Annotated in this window: 14 protein-coding genes; 3 read left to right on the top strand and 11 right to left on the bottom strand. The window is 33.9% G+C overall.

Annotation, left to right across the window (positions count from 1 at the left end):
* Positions 1-52: 52 nt before the first annotated feature.
* The 3 genes from KBF89_04795 to KBF89_04785 form a co-directional block, all read right to left on the bottom strand.
* Positions 53-2,806: a hypothetical protein gene (locus tag KBF89_04795; GenBank protein ID MBP9115643.1), complete on the bottom strand. Its 2,754-nt coding sequence runs from the start codon at positions 2,804-2,806 to the stop codon at positions 53-55.
* A gap of 74 nt (positions 2,807-2,880) precedes the next feature.
* A complete protein-coding gene (locus KBF89_04790; GenBank protein MBP9115642.1) occupies positions 2,881-3,054 on the bottom strand; it encodes a hypothetical protein in 174 nt (57 codons plus the stop codon).
* A gap of 108 nt (positions 3,055-3,162) precedes the next feature.
* Positions 3,163-3,960 carry a CPBP family intramembrane metalloprotease gene (locus KBF89_04785; GenBank protein MBP9115641.1) on the bottom strand — a complete coding sequence of 266 codons (798 nt, stop codon included), beginning with the start codon at positions 3,958-3,960 and terminating at the stop codon, positions 3,163-3,165.
* 166 nt (positions 3,961-4,126) lie between these two features.
* Here KBF89_04785 and ftsH point away from each other — a divergent pair, with 166 nt between their 5' ends.
* Entirely contained in the window at positions 4,127-6,088 is a 1,962-nt protein-coding gene (ftsH, locus tag KBF89_04780; GenBank protein MBP9115640.1) for an ATP-dependent zinc metalloprotease FtsH, read from the top strand.
* A gap of 10 nt (positions 6,089-6,098) precedes the next feature.
* Here the strand turns inward: ftsH and KBF89_04775 are convergent, their stop codons facing one another.
* The 3 genes from KBF89_04775 to KBF89_04765 all read right to left on the bottom strand — a co-directional run bounded on the left by KBF89_04775 (position 6,099) and on the right by KBF89_04765 (position 11,090).
* Positions 6,099-6,554, bottom strand: a complete 456-nt coding sequence (locus KBF89_04775) for a hypothetical protein (GenBank protein MBP9115639.1) — start codon at positions 6,552-6,554, stop codon at positions 6,099-6,101.
* Positions 6,551-8,056: a hypothetical protein gene (locus KBF89_04770; GenBank protein MBP9115638.1), complete on the bottom strand. Its 1,506-nt coding sequence runs from the start codon at positions 8,054-8,056 to the stop codon at positions 6,551-6,553. The genes KBF89_04775 and KBF89_04770 overlap by 4 nt, the downstream gene beginning before the upstream one ends.
* A gap of 67 nt (positions 8,057-8,123) precedes the next feature.
* Positions 8,124-11,090, bottom strand: a complete 2,967-nt coding sequence (locus KBF89_04765; protein MBP9115637.1) for a glycosyltransferase — start codon at positions 11,088-11,090, stop codon at positions 8,124-8,126.
* A gap of 66 nt (positions 11,091-11,156) precedes the next feature.
* On the opposite strand from KBF89_04765, the gene KBF89_04760 reads away from it, so the two are divergent.
* Entirely contained in the window at positions 11,157-11,450 is a 294-nt protein-coding gene (locus KBF89_04760) for a hypothetical protein (GenBank protein MBP9115636.1), read from the top strand.
* Positions 11,451-11,459: 9 nt separating this feature from the next.
* On the top strand, positions 11,460-12,095 hold the full coding sequence (locus KBF89_04755; GenBank protein ID MBP9115635.1) for a coenzyme F420-0:L-glutamate ligase: 636 nt from the start codon (positions 11,460-11,462) through the stop codon (positions 12,093-12,095).
* Here KBF89_04755 and KBF89_04750 read toward each other — a convergent pair.
* Genes KBF89_04750 through KBF89_04730 form a run of 5 tightly spaced genes read right to left on the bottom strand, consistent with a single transcriptional unit; the run spans position 12,084 to position 17,268 of the window.
* Entirely contained in the window at positions 12,084-13,025 is a 942-nt protein-coding gene (locus KBF89_04750; GenBank protein ID MBP9115634.1) for a GDP-mannose 4,6-dehydratase, read from the bottom strand. The genes KBF89_04755 and KBF89_04750 overlap by 12 nt on opposite strands.
* Positions 13,026-13,037: 12 nt before the next feature.
* Positions 13,038-14,120 (bottom strand): NDP-sugar synthase, encoded by a 1,083-nt coding sequence (locus KBF89_04745; protein MBP9115633.1) that lies wholly within the window; start codon positions 14,118-14,120, stop codon positions 13,038-13,040.
* Between the two features lie 4 nt (positions 14,121-14,124).
* Entirely contained in the window at positions 14,125-14,982 is an 858-nt protein-coding gene (locus KBF89_04740; protein ID MBP9115632.1) for a glycosyltransferase family 2 protein, read from the bottom strand.
* Between the two features lies 1 nt (position 14,983).
* A complete protein-coding gene (gene rfbD / locus KBF89_04735; GenBank protein ID MBP9115631.1) occupies positions 14,984-15,835 on the bottom strand; it encodes a dTDP-4-dehydrorhamnose reductase in 852 nt (283 codons plus the stop codon).
* A 2-nt stretch (positions 15,836-15,837) separates the two neighbouring features.
* Complete coding sequence (locus KBF89_04730) at positions 15,838-17,268, bottom strand: LCP family protein (protein ID MBP9115630.1); 1,431 nt, start codon at positions 17,266-17,268, stop codon at positions 15,838-15,840.
* Between the last annotated feature and the right edge of the window lie 6 nt (positions 17,269-17,274).

The raw sequence follows: 17,274 nt of genomic DNA, 5'->3' as shown, positions 1-17,274 counted from the left end.
TACAATCAGTCTAATTGGCCTTAAACGAACGATGGCAATTGAAGAAAAATGGTTATTTGAATGCTTTTTTTATAAAAATTAAAGGTTTCTTTGTTTTAATCAAAACTAGTAAAAATACTGCTAGGAAGAATAAGAAAATTGATATCCATTCAATAGCATCTCGCTCTATTTGAATTTTTACATGTTTAGAGGTTGGAACCACAACCATAAAGTTTGGACTTGCACGATATATTTCTTTTGCACCACTAACCTGAAATGTTGGGTAATAAGATACTTTCACTAGAACTGGTTTACCAATTTGATCAACATCAAAACTTATTGAATCATTTTTCAATTGAACTTTTGATACTTTTACTTTACTAACTGTTTTTTGCTCTTTTGCAGATAATACATCCTTTAAAGCATCATCAGCTGTCATTTTTTTAAAGTTTGATGGTCCATGATCTAAGAATACAGGGTATTTGGTATAGGAATTCCACCAATCATATAACCACCTATTACCACTTTGAACCCAGTCGGACTTATCAGATTTATCAGAAACAATTATTGGATCAATAGCTAATGGTTCAACAACCGAAGAACCAACTACCTCATAAATTTTCCAACCATTAGGTACAGAATAAATAGGATCAGGTAATGGTAATTTATTTTGCTTATAATAATCGAGTGTTTGTTGGTCTATGGCATCTGGCATATCTGGGACTTCTGCAACCAGTTTCAAATTTTTGTTTGTTTTAGCTAACTCTTTAGTATCTTCGCTATAAGCCATATAGTATCTCACGCCCATAAGCTTCATATGATCAATACCACGATCAAAATCAGCAATATTGCCATAATACTGATCGATACAATTAGGGTCTACAAGGCTAAGATCTTTATTCTTTTCGCATTTGGGCCAGGCCATTGGATTAGAAGATTGCTTTGAAACTTCAGCAACATTTAGAAAATGATATGCAGTAGTACCACTGGCCTCAAAGTATAAACCTTCCATTGAAGAAATACGGTGGTTTGTATAATACGGTAACAACATTAAAGCCAGAGTTGTCCCATAACCGCTCTGTGTTGTTTCCCAAAGTGCGCGACCTGGTTCTAATTTAGCCATGGTGTCCATTAAAGCTTTGAATTCTTTATAGTCAGGAAGATTTTCGTATCCGTTAAAATTATATTTTGACCAATCAACACCTGCACCGCGCTTATCTTGAATTGCTCGGTGATCTACTCCATCGGGACCAATACTTTTTGAACCAAATCCTACAATGTAGACAAGTGTCATGGCTATTATGAAGATTAAAATTACGATCTGATAAATTCCTGACAATTTGAACATTATTTTAGTTCTAGTTTTACGCCCAAAATAAGATAATAGTTCTGCAGGTACCCTAATTAATTCTCCGATACCTACAGCTGCAACGAAATAAATACATAAATACCAAAATGGTAAGAATCTTAAGTTCCAGGCGTGACCTTCTGGCCATAGAGCAAAAACCGTTGCCATCATGAGTGAGGTCAAAATTAATGGGATTATATGCTTTCTTAATAATGTTGCACTTAAGATAAAGCCAATGGCAACTGGTATAAATACTGCTATAAACATATAACGCGGAGTTATATAAAGTTCAAAAAGTTCGTTAACTTTTGTCGCTGGATCGTTAGTAACTTTCGTATATCTCATATTTGAAGTATAAGAAAACCTAGCCAATAAAGGTAAAAACCAAATACTAGAAAGTAATAATCCTAAAACAAGAGGATACCCATCCTTGATTATTTCTTTAGCACCTTTTCGTCTTTTGTAACCATAAATAAAAACTACAAGCAAAATAAATGATGATAGAAAAACTAGATACACAAGCCAGTCAGTCTTATGATCAAAAAAGTAGCGACCTATTGCTCCAATAGACATGGTAATAATACCTATCCATAACAAGAGCATATATCCAAATACCTTTTTGAAACCCTTTGTAGAAATATAATATGATCCCCAAAATACTATTGCTGCCAGACCAACAAATATCGCCACAACTAAATGGCTCATTATAGTAAGAGCTAAAAGTACCGCAGTAGTAACTCGGTATTTTCCATCTCTTATCATTGTATAAAATGCTGCTAAGAAAAACAATGCAAAACAAAGCGATATCGAAAAGGAGAATTCGCCAGCCATAGTTGAGACTAATGGACCACCCATGATTCTTTGATTACCAACCGCACCTTTGATGTCTAACAATGAATTAACCGATGGACTAGAACTCCTTGGATCGCCTTGAAAAAACAAAAAAATCATCGCAGCAAAAGCCATCAACATAGGTATTGGACGGTAAGCTTTTATGGCACGCCCCAAGACATATGCAGCTAAAGGCAAAATAACAGAACCAGATACAGCAACAATTTTAAATGCAACATTATATGGAAAGATAATATCCAGGATTGCAATCATCACAGCAGGAACAGGAAAATAATATTGCCCAACCGGGAATCCTGCGTAATAGTCCATAGACCAACCGAAGATTCTTCCAGCTGGAAGTAATATGTCGCGCATATAAGCAGGCCACCACACATGGGCACCCATATCTCCACCGGTGGGCGTACTGTCATGTAAAATTAAATTTGGATGTACAGCTACTAATACTGTGACAACGCATCCAAATACACCAAAAGCTGTTATCGATTGAAGCGCAAAAGCAATCGGGTTAGTATCTAATAAATTAGCTTTTCTTTTATAAAAAAGAATAGGTCGACTAAATATTTTATTAAAACTATTTTTGAAATCTTGTTTGTAATTTTGTTTGATATCTTGTTTGGTTTTGGCCACTCACCATTTTACAGAATTATAGCCACGTAAAACGACAAAGCCAATAAAATTCTATAATTAGAATGAATTATATTTTAAGATTCGAGATCTTTCGCAAAAACCAATACTTCGCTTAAGTCAATATCTACATCTTGACTTTCCCATTTTTGTGTCTCACAACGTCCACATCTACGAAATGCAACATCTTTTTCACCTAAATGCATGTTTATTTCTACGTATGTATCGCTTTTACAGTTTGGACAGCGCATAATTTTCTCCTATGGTCAATATGGAACTTATATACGAATAATCGTCATTTATCAGAAAAACCTTTAGCTTTGACGAAGAAATATAAAAAATATGATTAATTATCAAATTTATGTAATTACTAAGAAAATTGCAGCTGTTAAGTTGAACCCTATATGTAACGCTATTGAAGCATCGATCCTGCCTCTATAAACGGTTAATGCACTAGAGAATATACCTATAATCATTAATGAGGAAAATCCGTAGAATGCATTTTTATCCGATAAATGTATCGAAGCGAACAGTATCCCGCATATAAGAATTGAAAGAATAGGCTTATAACGTCTTAATATGCCACGAAGAAATACTCCTCGAAAGCATAGCTCCTCTGTAAAAGGAACTATTAAGGCAACGAATAAAAAATAAAGGAATAAAATAGCCCCTTTTGCAGAAACTAGGCCAACTGCTACATCTTGATTTTTAAGATTATCTTTTAATAATGATATTGGCAAGGACAATATGAGACTTAATAATTGCAATCCTATTCCAACTGGAATAAACCACCACGCACTTTTCGTAAAATGTAATCCAAAATCATCTCTTATATTTTTAGATCCACGGATCTTTGATACAAGAAAGACCCATATGTATAGACCTATACAATTTGCCGCAATAATTGCTATAATAAATCCGGGTTTGGCAATTAAATCGTTTATCTTATTTGATACTTCCGATGAACTTAAATCATTATTTACACCATTTTCCTTTGAAGAATTCAAAGCAACAATTAAACCCGCTATAGCAACAAGTGGAAGCGAGGCAAGCAAATAGGTCAAAATTGCGCCTACTCCAGCTAGTGTGCCAAATCGAGGAATCTTTGATTCGCTTTTATCTGATAACTGAGTATTATCATGACTTATATTTTCCATATATGAAATATTATTCGATCTAAATGGTTTTATATTCAAAGTATGAAAAAAATAGTTAGCGAATAGACACTTATTCTTATTCTATTTTACATAAAAGTCTTTAAACTCGAGCCAAGCGCGCGACTAACGCCTAAAATGACTCTAAGACAAATTCAAAAAGGAACCGATGTCAAACAACCCACCTACACCCCAAAAGCCTACTAAACCTTCTAACGAGAAACAAAAGAGTTCTAAACTACCCAAACCACCAACAAGCAAGAAACCTTCTTTATGGGCTTGGGTGGCCATTGCTACATTTGCAATAATCCTTATCTCAACATCTAGCTCTCTTTTAAATAGCAAAGATATAAAATCTATAAAATATTCTGGTTCAAAGGAAAGCTTTAAAACTCTTGTTAAAAATGGAAAGATAAAATCTGCGATATATGAGCCTGCATCAGGAAATATCGAGGGTGATTTAAAAACTAAAATTGATAAATACACTAAATATAAAACCGACGGTCCACTTCAAGATATTTCTGAAAGAGATCTAAAGCTAATTGAAGATGCAAAAGTTAAATTTAGTTATAAGAAAGTGAGTTCAAATTTCTTAGCTGATTGGATGCCTTTTATTATCATGTCAGCAATCCTAATTGGATTATTCTTATTTGTTTCTAAACGAGCAGGTGGCCAAATGGGCTCGGTTATGAACGTTGGACGTTCTAAAGCAAAAATATATAACAGCGAAAATCCAAAAACAACATTTAAGGATGTTGCTGGATACGGTCCCGTTAAACAAGAAATTAGTGAAGTTGTTGACTTCTTAAAAAATCCGTCAAAGTTCAAAGATATTGGTGCTCGAATACCTAGAGGTGTTCTATTAGTAGGGCCTCCAGGTACAGGTAAAACTCTTATTGCCAGAGCTGTTGCTGGTGAAGCTGGTGTACCGTTTATTTCTGTTACTGGTTCTGATTTTATGGAAATGTTTGTTGGTGTAGGTGCAGCTAGAGTTCGCGATCTTTTTGAAATGGCACGAAAAAGTGCGCCTGCAATAATTTTCGTAGACGAGATTGATTCTATAGGTAGAAAACGAGGCGCAGGTGTTGGTGGTGGACACGATGAGCGTGAACAAACATTGAATCAGATGCTCGCTGAAATGGATGGATTCGAAACTAGCGAAGGCATTGTGATGATGGCTGCTACTAACCGTCCAGACATTCTTGATGCTGCACTTTTGCGTCCAGGACGTTTTGATAGACAAATAGTTGTCCCTCTTCCAACACAAGATGAACGCTTAGAAATACTAAAAGTACATTTTATTGGAAAGAAGATTGCTGACGATGTAAATATTGATACATTATCAAGAGCAACACCTGGAATGAGTGGTGCAGATCTTTCAAACTTAGTTAATGAAGCAGCTTTACATGCTGTTAGACGTGGACAGAATGAAGTTCATTACCAAGATTTCAATTCAGCTATTGATAGAGTTCTAATGGGTCTTCGTAGACCTTCGGTTTTAATGAATGAGCATGAAAAGAAATTGACTGCATATCACGAAGGTGGACATGCAATGCTTGCATATCTTTCAAAAAATGCTGACCCAGTTCATAAAGTAACAATACTTCCTACTGGTATGGCTTTAGGTATGACCCAACAATTACCTCTAGAGGAAAGATATTCATATAACAAAAACTATCTGCTTGACCAATTAATGGTTATGTTAGCTGGACGTGGTGCTGAACTAACTGTATTTGATAATCAATCCACTGGTGCTTCAAATGATTTAGAAAGAGCTACTGATATTGCACAATCCATGGTAAAAGAATGGGGTATGTCTGACAAGATAGGACCTATGGCTTGGGGTAGTTCAAGTTCCATTTTTCTTGGCGATGAAATGATGAGCTCAAAGAAATATTCTGATGATACAGCTAAATTAATTGACGATGAAGCATCATTGATCCTTAAAGAATCTGAAGTCAGAACACATAAGGTATTGAAAGAATTCCGTAAAGGTTTAGATGCTATTGCGGGGGCTCTTGTTGAAAAAGAAGAAATTAGTGGTGAAGAAGTTGGCCAATTAGTCGACGAGGCTATGGGTCGCGAATGCGCTAATTCAATAACTTCAATCGATGTAGATACTACTAATTAATCATATAAGCTTAATGCGAAGTACAACTTCCAGAATCAGTACAACCTAATTCTGAACCACGAGCTTGTGCGACTGCTGCCCATAAATCTGTAGCTGTTACGTTACCCATATATGTTTTTATAACATTTCCATGTTTATCAACTATAAGTAAACTGGGTACAGCTTCTATTTGATATTTTAGATGGAGTTTTTTGCCTTGAGTTGTTTGATATGAAATTTCTTCTACTGCAACTGAATTACTTTCTAATACTTTTGCTTTTTCTAAAACTATCTTACAGCCATCACAGTTCTCTGAAGAAAAAATTATGACGAAAAAGTCTTCGCTATTGGACTTAATATCCGTTATATCAATATAAGTAGGCAACTCATAATTAGTTACCTGAACATTAGTTTCTTTTCTCCTAGAAGCAAACAGAAATACCGCGATTAACAATAAAACTATTACAATATAAACTATCCAAATCATTTTTTAATATACACTCCGTTAGTTATGCCAGAAAGTCCTATTCTCGAACTTGATGCAACTAAATCTTGTGTTGAATCTATGCTTAAGACGACAACACCGGGCTTTAGGTCAACTTCATTGAGGACATATCGAAAAAAACTATTTGGTCCTATTTCAAAAGATAATTGTTTAATATTTGTATCGATAAATGACACATTTACTTTTGTTGTTTTTGTTGATGGATTAAATAATCCAAGAGTATCGCTGTCTCTAGCAACTAATACAATAGATTTAGAAGTTAACGATGTCACTGTACTTGCGCTAAGTGTCTCATTATTTGTAAAACTACCAACATAAGAAACAAATGACGATCTATTTTGCGCTAATACTTCATCATTCGATGCACCATTTTTAGTAATTATTTTTCCTGCGTTTGAAATAATTTCGACAACATGAAAGCCAAACTCCACTCCAGGATCAGCTATTGATATTGTTGATCCAACATTTATAGATTGTTCTTGAGTTGCTATTGTCCTATTGTCAGTACCATAAGCTTTAATATCTAAGGCAGCTGATTTCGATAAATTACTTTGTGCATATATTGTTAAAGGTGAATTACCAAATATGTAGATCGTGTCATTCGTATAGTTAGATAATGATGAAGTGACTATAGTTTGACCATTCGAAGTATTAGCAATTTGCTTATTAACTATTGCTTCACCAGAGATAAAACCACTCCTTGTCTGCACTGTTAAATTTATCATTGGATATCGGCCAAATGTTTTTTGTACATCAATATCAACGCGTCCATGACCAGGAATAACTATAGCCTTTGCATCGTCTAATAGTACTTTGAATGGACTTTGAGTATTATCCACCAGTCGAGCATTTACATCCACTACTACATCTGCACTAAAAGGATTATTTAAAATTAAAGTTGTATTGGTATATTGGGCAGTGGTTAAGTTATCTAATTCCAATATATCCTTAGGATTTTTTACACAAGGCAACACCTCAGGACCATCAGATAAAACAATATTTCTATATACGACTATTGGTGAGCCGAAACTTTCAATAACACCAGAAGCATTAACATTCTCTCCATAAGTTGAAACCAACTCCGATAGAGATGATTTTGATTTTAATTTGAAATCTTTTGAAGAGAGTAAACTGCCATCCAAATTATATAGATGAACAGTTATATTTGCCTCTTTATCGCTTGGATTATAATAAATTATTTGATTATCAACACTTGTACTATTTGATACTAAATAAGGACAACTCCATGAGTCAGAAACAGAATTCAAATTAACAAACTCAGAATTTATAGAATCAATTTTTTTAGATTTTGGACTTATATTTTTAGTCCCGTAAAATGCCCCTGCGACAACCAATGCACAAATAATAATAAAAAATATAGGTGAAGTTAATGAAGGTATAAGGAAATTTCTTTTCTTTTTACTTTTTTCCTGCACTGCAATACTTCCATCAAAATCTTTGTTTCTATGTCTGGTTCTCTTCATTTTTTTATCGTTTCGGATTCTTTAACTTCTGTAGTCAAAATTTGTTCTTTTTCAATTGTTAGATCTATTATTTCTGATTCTTTAATTTTTTTTTGACATTTCCTTCAGGTTCTTCTATTGTATCTTCGCTAATATTTGCCTGCATTTTCTTGACCGAAGAATATGCATTAGAAATCAATTCCTTTCTTCTGGGCCACAAAAATACGAGTAATAACACAAAGCCATTTAGTGAAATAATCAAATAATTAATTAGACCTAGCTTTGAATACTTAATTTTATTTATTTTATCTATGTTTGGATTAATTAATTCATTCGCTATATTTACAGGATTAGATATTTGATCAGATTTAAATTGCGTAGTTAGAGCTAGATTGTTGTATACAACTAAACCATCTCTGTCTTTAATTCTTACCAAATCTATTTGTCTATCGAATGCAGCCAAAAGTTCAGAATCGTTTTTAGAGATCTTAGAATCAGGACTTAATGCTGTTGGCACAACTATCACACCTATACCCATTTTACTAAATAGATAGCCACCATGATTTGTTTCATTTTTTATTATCACGGAATATATTTTTCTAAAGTCATCATCTAATTTCGAGCTAGGACCAATAATTGAATTTGAAGTTTTGATCTCAGTATTACTCGCTATTACAAAGCCTTTGTTTCCAGGCAACATAGAGGGATTAGAACCTATTTTTTTAGTATTTCCAAGATAGACTACACGTGATTGAAATTTATTTTCTATTTGGCTTGACCAACTGGAAGAGCTTAAATTTAACCTTCCATTTACTATTGTTGGCAATTGTAATAATAATGTTCCTATGATAATAAAGAGTGCTATTACATTTATTAGATGATATAAACCGAATGATTTTTCGGTTAACTCTGACGAAAATGAATTTAAACAATACCCAACAGATAAAGAAAAAGTAAATGAGAACAAAAGAACAACATTATAATTATCAAAAATTGGTTCATTTATATTGATACCAACGATTGCTATAGATGACGACAATATTGTAGAAAAAACTACTACTTTTAGTATTGAGTACTTCATTCCTTTCGAAATCAATATAGCTGTTAAGCCTACAAAAAGCATTGCAAGAATTATGTTCTTAGAAAAGCCGGTGCCAAAGAAATAGTTGTTGTTACTAGTAAAGACTTCAGTAAACCCAAATGTTGATCTATCGATTCTATTTATCGAATCATAAACTAGGCCTAGATTAATTACAATGGAAAGAAATAAACCGAAAGTAATGGTTCTTAGTGTTTTTCTTCGGGCATCGCTACGTACCCCTACCAATAGGTAAGCAAAGCTAGTTATTAACAATATTATTATCGCGGCAGGATTAAATGCAATAATAGAAGCAGCGCTTAGACCATATTTACGTGATCGATTTTTTAATATACCGTCTATTAAATATGGAAGTGAAGCAGCTGTCACTAAGACGCCGAGTTTTCCATTTTCAAAGATGCCCATACCAAAAATAACTAAGCCATAAGATATTGAACCAGCAATTATAGATCTTGATGAAAGAGCCAGATTTTTTAGCAAATAATGTAAACCAATCACAGCTATTGGAATTAGGCTCAATACAAATATACGTTGAGCGAAAGCAGCATTAAAACCAAATATTGGTGTCAGGATTAGAGCAACTATTCTTTGTAGCGATGATGAATAATTTGGACTAGAAACAGTTGGAAAACCACCATGTAATAAAGAAGAAATTTGATTACTAAATGATCCCCACTTTACAAAAGACCCAATGGATTCAATCTGACCAAAAATTAAATTTCTAATAGCTAGTAGATAGATGAAAAATGCGCCAGTGTAAAAGGTGCCATAATTTGTTTGAGTGCTTTTATCTACTTTTGAACTTGCTACAACATTTTTATATAGCGTATTTTGTCTTCGTCTTGATATTGAATTAAAAAACCTTCTAATTCTGGAAGAACCCGCTATTTGATGGCCAGATATGACTCTATCGGACACTGTTCGTGTATGTTGTACTTCTTTTCTAGATCTCCTTAGATTTCTAAGATGTTTTATATTCCAAACCCAACCTTTAAATAAAACAACTGATCTATATGGATTAAGTCTCAGTAAAAAGAAAATCCCTTCGATGCTATGAAGAACGAAAGATATCGGAAGTATCCAAAATAAAGATACCTTGGAAGAGTTTTTAAGAACAGCACGCATTCTATGTTGTGCCACTATTGCTTTTGTAGAGTTACGTTGGGAATTTATCGATTCACTAATTTGGTGGTGCAGTACTGTCGCGTCAGGTTGAACTAATACTCGTGCTCCAACTAAATGCGCTCTCCAAGATAAATCTATATCTTCAGCTCCAGGAAAACATAATTCATCAAATCCACCTAGTGCACGAAATAGGTCTGCCCTAACCAACATTGCTGCGCTGGAAACATAAAAGACATCTCTAACACCATCATGTTGACTTTGGTCCACTTCTCCAAATTCAAGACCACTATAGGGCACTCCAAAACGGTCGATCATTCCACCAACTTCTAAAAGACAATCAGGATTTTCTCCGTCAAGTATCTTAGGACCAACCATAGATGCGTTAGATCGAAATGCTTCTTGTACCATAGATGATATTGCACCTTTGTTGATAATAACATCATCATGACAGATCAATACATATGTTGCACCTTCTATAGAATTAACAGCATCATTAATAGCTGATGCAAAATTATAAGTCTCATCAAATTTTCTTAAAAATGCTTTTGGCGCTAATTTTGATACTCTTTCTTTTAATCCATCGTTTATACTCAGATCTAAGATTAACGTGGTTAGGTCTGGGTAGCCTGAATCCATTATTGATTTTATTGATTCATCAAACCACTCACCCGGGTCATTTGTTACTACGACACAAACGACGCTTGGCCAAGCTAGACCCTCTGGTTCTTTTACGTTACTTAAGTTATTTTCTTTTAAATTAATATCTTTGTCGGATTCTTCAGATTTTTCAGATTTTTCAACGAAGTTATTTTTAGACTTGGGGCTTCTCACTCGTTCATTATATCAGAACACATTCTCCGCTTGCACTTGCAAGCAAAATAAGATTAGACTCAAAATATGCCAAATATAAAAAAGAATGTTAGAAATAGTACTTATATTGCACTTGGTGCCTGTGCAATAGGCTTTACTCAAATCACAAAAAAAGGTGAAATGATTTCAACTAAATTAGGTACTGTAAAAAAACAAATTAAACCAAAAGTCGAAACAACAGCTGAGAATATTTCAAATTCATTCAGTAATAATGTTGCTCCATTTGCTAACGACGTTATTTGTAAAGTTATAAAGCGAAGCGAGGATGCAATTAGTTCAACTATAAAAATAGCCAAAGAAGCAAAAAGCCGTATACATTAAAAATATTTAATGCTAGCAATATATCCAATAGCTACTAATCAATCACTAAAACCCGGAATTGATTTAGCTCAAACTGTATCTTTGACTATCCCTGAAGATCTATTCCCACTTACAGAAAAAGATGTATTCATTTTTTCATCTATCTCTATATCTATGGCTCAATGCAATATTGCTGAATATGAAAATCAGCAAGAGAAATCACGCATAATAGAAAATGAATCTATTAGATATTTGCGTATAATTAAAGACAGAAAAATTACTGAAACAATACATGGACTTATATCTGAAAACTCAGGTGTTTTGGAATTTGATGAAAAAAATTTAATACTATTACCTCGCGATATTGATAAAGCAGCGCATTCTTTACGGAATGCTTTAAAACATTTAAACGGATATGACATACCTGTGATTATTAATGGAGATATCTTTAGGCCATTTAGACAAGGTAAAATTAGTATTGCTATGGGAATATCAGGGCTAGATACCAAAACTGCTATTTGTGATGAACTTGCAAGTGCAGCATCGATTGTAATGTCAGATGCAGATTCTTACGGAGTTCTATTAAGAGGCATAGATAAGAAATATAGAGGTAATGGAAAAGCCTCAGATCTAATCACTCCGAACAATGAAAAGTTATTTAGCTAGAGATTTATACCATTGGACAGTTCGGCCAATACCATCATCAAATGAAGTAAAAGGTGTAAAGCCAATATGCACTTCAGCTCGTTTAAAGTCCAATACTGAGTCTATAATTTCGCCATTTGAGAGATCACTATATCGTGGAGGATCTTTGTAACCTACGCTTTTTGCAATTGTGTCAAAAAGACTCTGCACTGATGTTTGTTTACCCGTACCGATGTTCATAGCTAAACCACTACCCTTATCAATACTCCTAACAAATGCATCGACAACATCATCAATAAAAATAAAATCTCTAGTTTGACTACCATCGCCATATATTGTTGGACGTTCTCGCGAAATCATCAAGGATGCGAATTTTGCAATAGCTCCACCTTCATTTGAGAATGACTGTCTTGGGCCATAAACATTTGAGAGAACCAAAGCAACGAACTCTAAATCATACATATTTCTATAGCAGTTTAAATAGTCGATAATAACTTTTTTTGAGACACCATAGTTAGATAGTGGAATCATAGGATGACCTTCACGTATTGGAAGTGTTTGTGGATCACCATATATTGCAGCACTTGCAGCAAAGATAATTTTTTTAACTTTGGCTTTTACACAACCTTCTAAAACATTTAGTGTTCCGATAATGTTGGTATTTGCGTCAAAGATTGGGTTATCTATACTTGTTTTAACGTCGGTTTGTGCTGCTAAATGAATTACAATCTCTGGTTTACGTGATGCTATCAAATCAGTAACAGCACGTGTTTTAATATCCAAACGATGGAAAGAAAATTTCCTTTTACCAACGCGTCTGGCTTCAGAAAGGTTTGTTAAAGAACCACTTGATAAATCGTCTACTACTTCAACATCGTGACCTTCTGCTAAAAGTCTGTCTGTAAGGTTTGAACCAATAAATCCGGCTCCACCGGTAATCATAATGAGCATAAGTGCAATATTCTATTCGTTCGAAGGAACTCTTTTGGCAACGAGACTCTCCCCAGGAGCTAGTTTCTCGTTTGAGCCAATGACACAAAGTTCACTTAATGAAACGCCTTCACTTATCAATGCGTTATTTCCTATAATACTGTCATATATATTAACATCGGAATTTATAACAGCGCCATCATATATAACTGAATTAATTATTTTAACATTTTTGGATACTTCTACATTTTTACCGATAGTTACATTGTCCAAAATAGTATTATCACCAATTTTTGTACCATCTCCAAGCAGGCATTTTGATAATACAACTACATCCTTTCCTAGATCAACAGCGCCATCGCTAAAAATGTTATTAGATACTTCACGATAGGTCTCATTATTAGATGTACTAGAAAGTTTGTTAAGAATATAAGTATGCGCTTGTATATATTTATCTACAGTTCCTATGTCCAGCCAATATTCGTCAGATTCTAAAGCATACAGAGAGCCTTGAAGAATTGCTTTGGGAAATGTTTCTCGTTCTATCGAAACTTGTATACCCTCAGGGATAATGTCAAGGAAGTCTTTCGATAATACATATATACCAGCGTTGATCCAATGACTAGGCGCATTTTGCTTTGATGGTTTCTCAACAAATGCAACAACTTGTCTATCTGCATTTGTTGGAACAACACCAAATGCACTTGGATCTTCAACCTTAGTCAAAGCAATTGTTGCTAAAGAATTTTTTGAGTTATGTAAATCAATAAGTTCTTGCAGATCAATTTCTGTAAGAACGTCACCATTACAAACAATCACAGAATCTTGAATTTCACCAGCTGAGTATTTGATAGCACCACCTGTTCCTAAAGGTGAATCTTCAACGATATATGAAATTTTCATATTTTCTATTGGATTTTTATCAAAATATTCGACAAACTGATCAGGTAAATAGCAAAGTGACAAAACTACATCATAAATACCATACTGTTTAAGCCACAATAATTGCCTAGTAATAAAGGCTATATTTGCAATTGGCAACAATGGCTTTGGTAAATCTAAAGTTAACGGCCTCATTCTTGTACCTTGGCCACCTACGAGAATTATTGCTTTCATTGTCTTAGTCTATATTAATATTACGTTTAATAACGGCAAATGGAAATCTAAATCCAATAAATACTAATGCCAAGGGTTTAATTATAGGTTTATTATGATACTTTTTGACTGTGTAAAGATATAAGCTTTTATGATGAAAAAATAGTAATTTTATTGGAGTTTTACTTGTAGAGATTCCACCTGCATGAACTATCTTTGCTCTTGGCTCGTATATACAATCATATCCTTTTTCCCTAAAAGAATTACAAAGATCTATATCCTCGCAATACATAAAGTATCTCTCATCCCATAATCCAACTTCATCTAATGGTTTTCTTTGCAAAAACAATGCTGCACCACTTAACCAGTCAACTTTGCTTGGCAAATCTTTTTCTATATTAGAATTTCTATATTCATTTGAGAATCTATTATTTTTTTTAAATAAACTAAATATCGCATGACCTATAGCAATTTTGATTGAAGGGTCTTTACGCGCAGATGGATATATTGAGCCATCTGTTTGAAAAATCATAGGCCCAATTACAGCAACTCTATTATTCTCTTTAAGATATTCGACTAATATTTGTGCACAATCTGGGTCTAAGTTTATGTCTGGGTTTAATGTTGCAACGATCTCAGATTCTGTATTTGCAATACCTAAATTTGCAGCTTTTGCATATCCAAGATTTTTTGATGGGTTAATTACATGTACTCTGTCATATTTTTGTAGTTTTGTTAATGTAGTTCTACTAGTTCCGTTATTAACTACAACAATCTTTTTTGGCAATAACGTTTGATTCATCAATGAATCAATGCAAGAAAAAAGATAATCTCCACTATTGTATTCTACGATTACAGCACTATATTCTTTATTAGCAGTCATATTATTTAAACTTTTCTATATGTTCTTCTAGAGCATCTTGCCAATTCCTCATTGAAATACCAGTTACAATATTTAATGTATTTGTTTCCAAAGAAGAATATAGCGGTCGTTTCGCTGGTCTATTTAAAGATTGCGTTGTTATCGAATTTAGCTCAACATCAATTCCCAGCTTTTTTAAAAATATGTTACCCATCTCTAATCGGGTTGTTTCTCCAGTATTTGCGACATTTATTAAACCAAATATTCTATTTAATATTACATAATTAATTACGTATGCAATATCATTTGAATACGTTGGAGTACAAACTGCGTCACCTATTAATGATTTGATTGTATTATTCTTAACTCCATCTAATACCCATGAAAAGAAATCACCTTTTTTATTACCAAATACCCATGCAACTCTTAGTACTGTTGATTTATCGTATATAAGAATTTCATTATCTCCACCTAATTTACTTGTTGCATAAACTGATTGTGGATTTGGAATATCGAATTCAGTGTAAGGAGATTTTTTTTCGCCATCAAAAACATAATCTGTTGATAGGTGTATTAGATGAGCATTAATTTCATTTGCAGCTTGCATTAGGTTTCTAGCCCCCAATGAATTTATATTATAAGCCTTATTTTGCTCAGTTTCACAAAGATCAACATTCGTCATTGCAGCGGCATTAACTATAACGTCTGGTATCAATTCGTAGATTATATTCCTAACACTATTACGTGAAGAAATATCAAATTCACTATGGTTAAATCCGTAGATTTCAAATTTTTCATTAGTACTTAAAAGCTCTTTTACCGCACTACCTACTTGACCGTTAACACCAGCAATTAAGACTTTTATTTTTGCCATGATTATGCTTTACATTCTAATGATGGATCATTACCTACAACATCGTTTGTAGGAGTGGTGTTTTTTACTTTGCTAGTGGGTAGTGTGGATGTGGTCGTTGTTGGAGCTTTAGGATCAATTAAGTTTTTATAGTTTGTGCCTAAATATAGGACAACATCAGCATCTTTGATTTGATTATCTAAAATTAATGTAGCATCAACATATTTTGCAACTAATTCTGCTTTCGCTTTAGATTTAGTATTGTAATGGATCTCATTTCGTTCAATCAGCGAAGCATTTCCCGATCCCGCTGAGACAAAACCAAATGATGTAAATTCTGAGTCGACTTTCTTTGCCAAGCCTGCGGTAGCTGTCGTGTTAAGAACTCGAAGTTTAATATTTTTTGGTTTTGGTAAAATTGTAATTGCTGGAGAAGAAGAAGTTAAATTTCTAAATTCTGCTAATAGTGGTTCAGCACTCTTATAATCAATTATATCGTATGACACACCGTTTTCATATTTTGAATTAGCAGGTAATGTTTCAAAAACTACATGGTTTGTATCGTTCGGATCCACTCCTTTAAAGGTATTCATTAATTTAAAAATAGCATTTTTATCAAAGTTCTGATCAACTTCTAAGTTCTTTGCAACACCATCAACAACATTACGTCCTGCCAAAGGATCTGTAAACGATTCCTTTATAGCAATAGATGCAACACGTTTCATAAAGTCTTGCTGGCGAACAATTCGACCAACAGCAGATGAAGGGTCCTCTACCCATTTTCCTTTTTTCAGTTCTTCAAAATGACGTGATCTCACATATGAGAGTGCGAGTGGTCCATCTAACCCTAAGCATCCACTCTTTCCTGCGGTATCTAGTCCAGATAATTTATCCCTCGATGGATAAGGGAAATATACATTAACAGGACCAACTGCTTTCACGATTTCCTGAAAACTTTGAAAATCCATATTTATATAATGTTGAATTGGTATACCAAAATTAACATCTATTGTCTCAATTAGTTTGTCCACTCCTCCACCGATGTCTTTATTAAAAGCAGCATTTATCTTTTGGGTGCCAATACCTGGTATTTTTACTTTAGAATCGCGTCTAATAGCCATGATAAGTGTCTTTTTCTGTTTCGGATCGACGTGAATTATCATCATGGTATCGGAACGTTGGCCACTTTCTCCAGAGGCATCTGAAAATTTATCTTTATCAGCATCCGAAGTAGCAAATTCTCGAGAGTCTGAACCTATAAGTAAATAGTTTGCAGGCTCGCTAAGTGCTGTATCAGCTGCAACATTTGCTTGTGTCCGTCTTAACGCATCAAATCTTGAATTGATCATTGCGTTCACTGCGACTATACCAATACTAGATAAAACAATACTAATTATTACAGCTAGCAAAAATCTACTCATAAATCTTCGAAACATTGGTATCAACATAAGCATATTAAT

This window comes from Acidimicrobiia bacterium, from assembly GCA_018057765.1.
Classification (GTDB): Bacteria; Actinomycetota; Acidimicrobiia; order IMCC26256; family JAGPDB01; genus JAGPDB01.
Note: the sequence above shows the minus strand (reverse complement) of the source record. Positions and strands in the feature narration are given on the sequence as shown.

Coding starts and splice junctions, on each gene's coding strand:
- KBF89_04730 (MBP9115630.1), bottom strand. CDS start 17,268: ATGCTTATGTTGATACCAATGTTTCGAAGATTTATGAGTAGATTTTTG.
- KBF89_04790 (MBP9115642.1), bottom strand. CDS start 3,054: ATGCGCTGTCCAAACTGTAAAAGCGATACATACGTAGAAATAAACATG.
- rfbD (MBP9115631.1), bottom strand. CDS start 15,835: ATGGCAAAAATAAAAGTCTTAATTGCTGGTGTTAACGGTCAAGTAGGT.
- KBF89_04740 (MBP9115632.1), bottom strand. CDS start 14,982: ATGACTGCTAATAAAGAATATAGTGCTGTAATCGTAGAATACAATAGT.
- KBF89_04755 (MBP9115635.1), top strand. CDS start 11,460: ATGCTAGCAATATATCCAATAGCTACTAATCAATCACTAAAACCCGGA.
- KBF89_04785 (MBP9115641.1), bottom strand. CDS start 3,960: ATGGAAAATATAAGTCATGATAATACTCAGTTATCAGATAAAAGCGAA.
- ftsH (MBP9115640.1), top strand. CDS start 4,127: ATGTCAAACAACCCACCTACACCCCAAAAGCCTACTAAACCTTCTAAC.
- KBF89_04760 (MBP9115636.1), top strand. CDS start 11,157: ATGCCAAATATAAAAAAGAATGTTAGAAATAGTACTTATATTGCACTT.
- KBF89_04770 (MBP9115638.1), bottom strand. CDS start 8,056: ATGAAGAGAACCAGACATAGAAACAAAGATTTTGATGGAAGTATTGCA.
- KBF89_04775 (MBP9115639.1), bottom strand. CDS start 6,554: ATGATTTGGATAGTTTATATTGTAATAGTTTTATTGTTAATCGCGGTA.
- KBF89_04745 (MBP9115633.1), bottom strand. CDS start 14,120: ATGAAAGCAATAATTCTCGTAGGTGGCCAAGGTACAAGAATGAGGCCG.
- KBF89_04750 (MBP9115634.1), bottom strand. CDS start 13,025: ATGCTCATTATGATTACCGGTGGAGCCGGATTTATTGGTTCAAACCTT.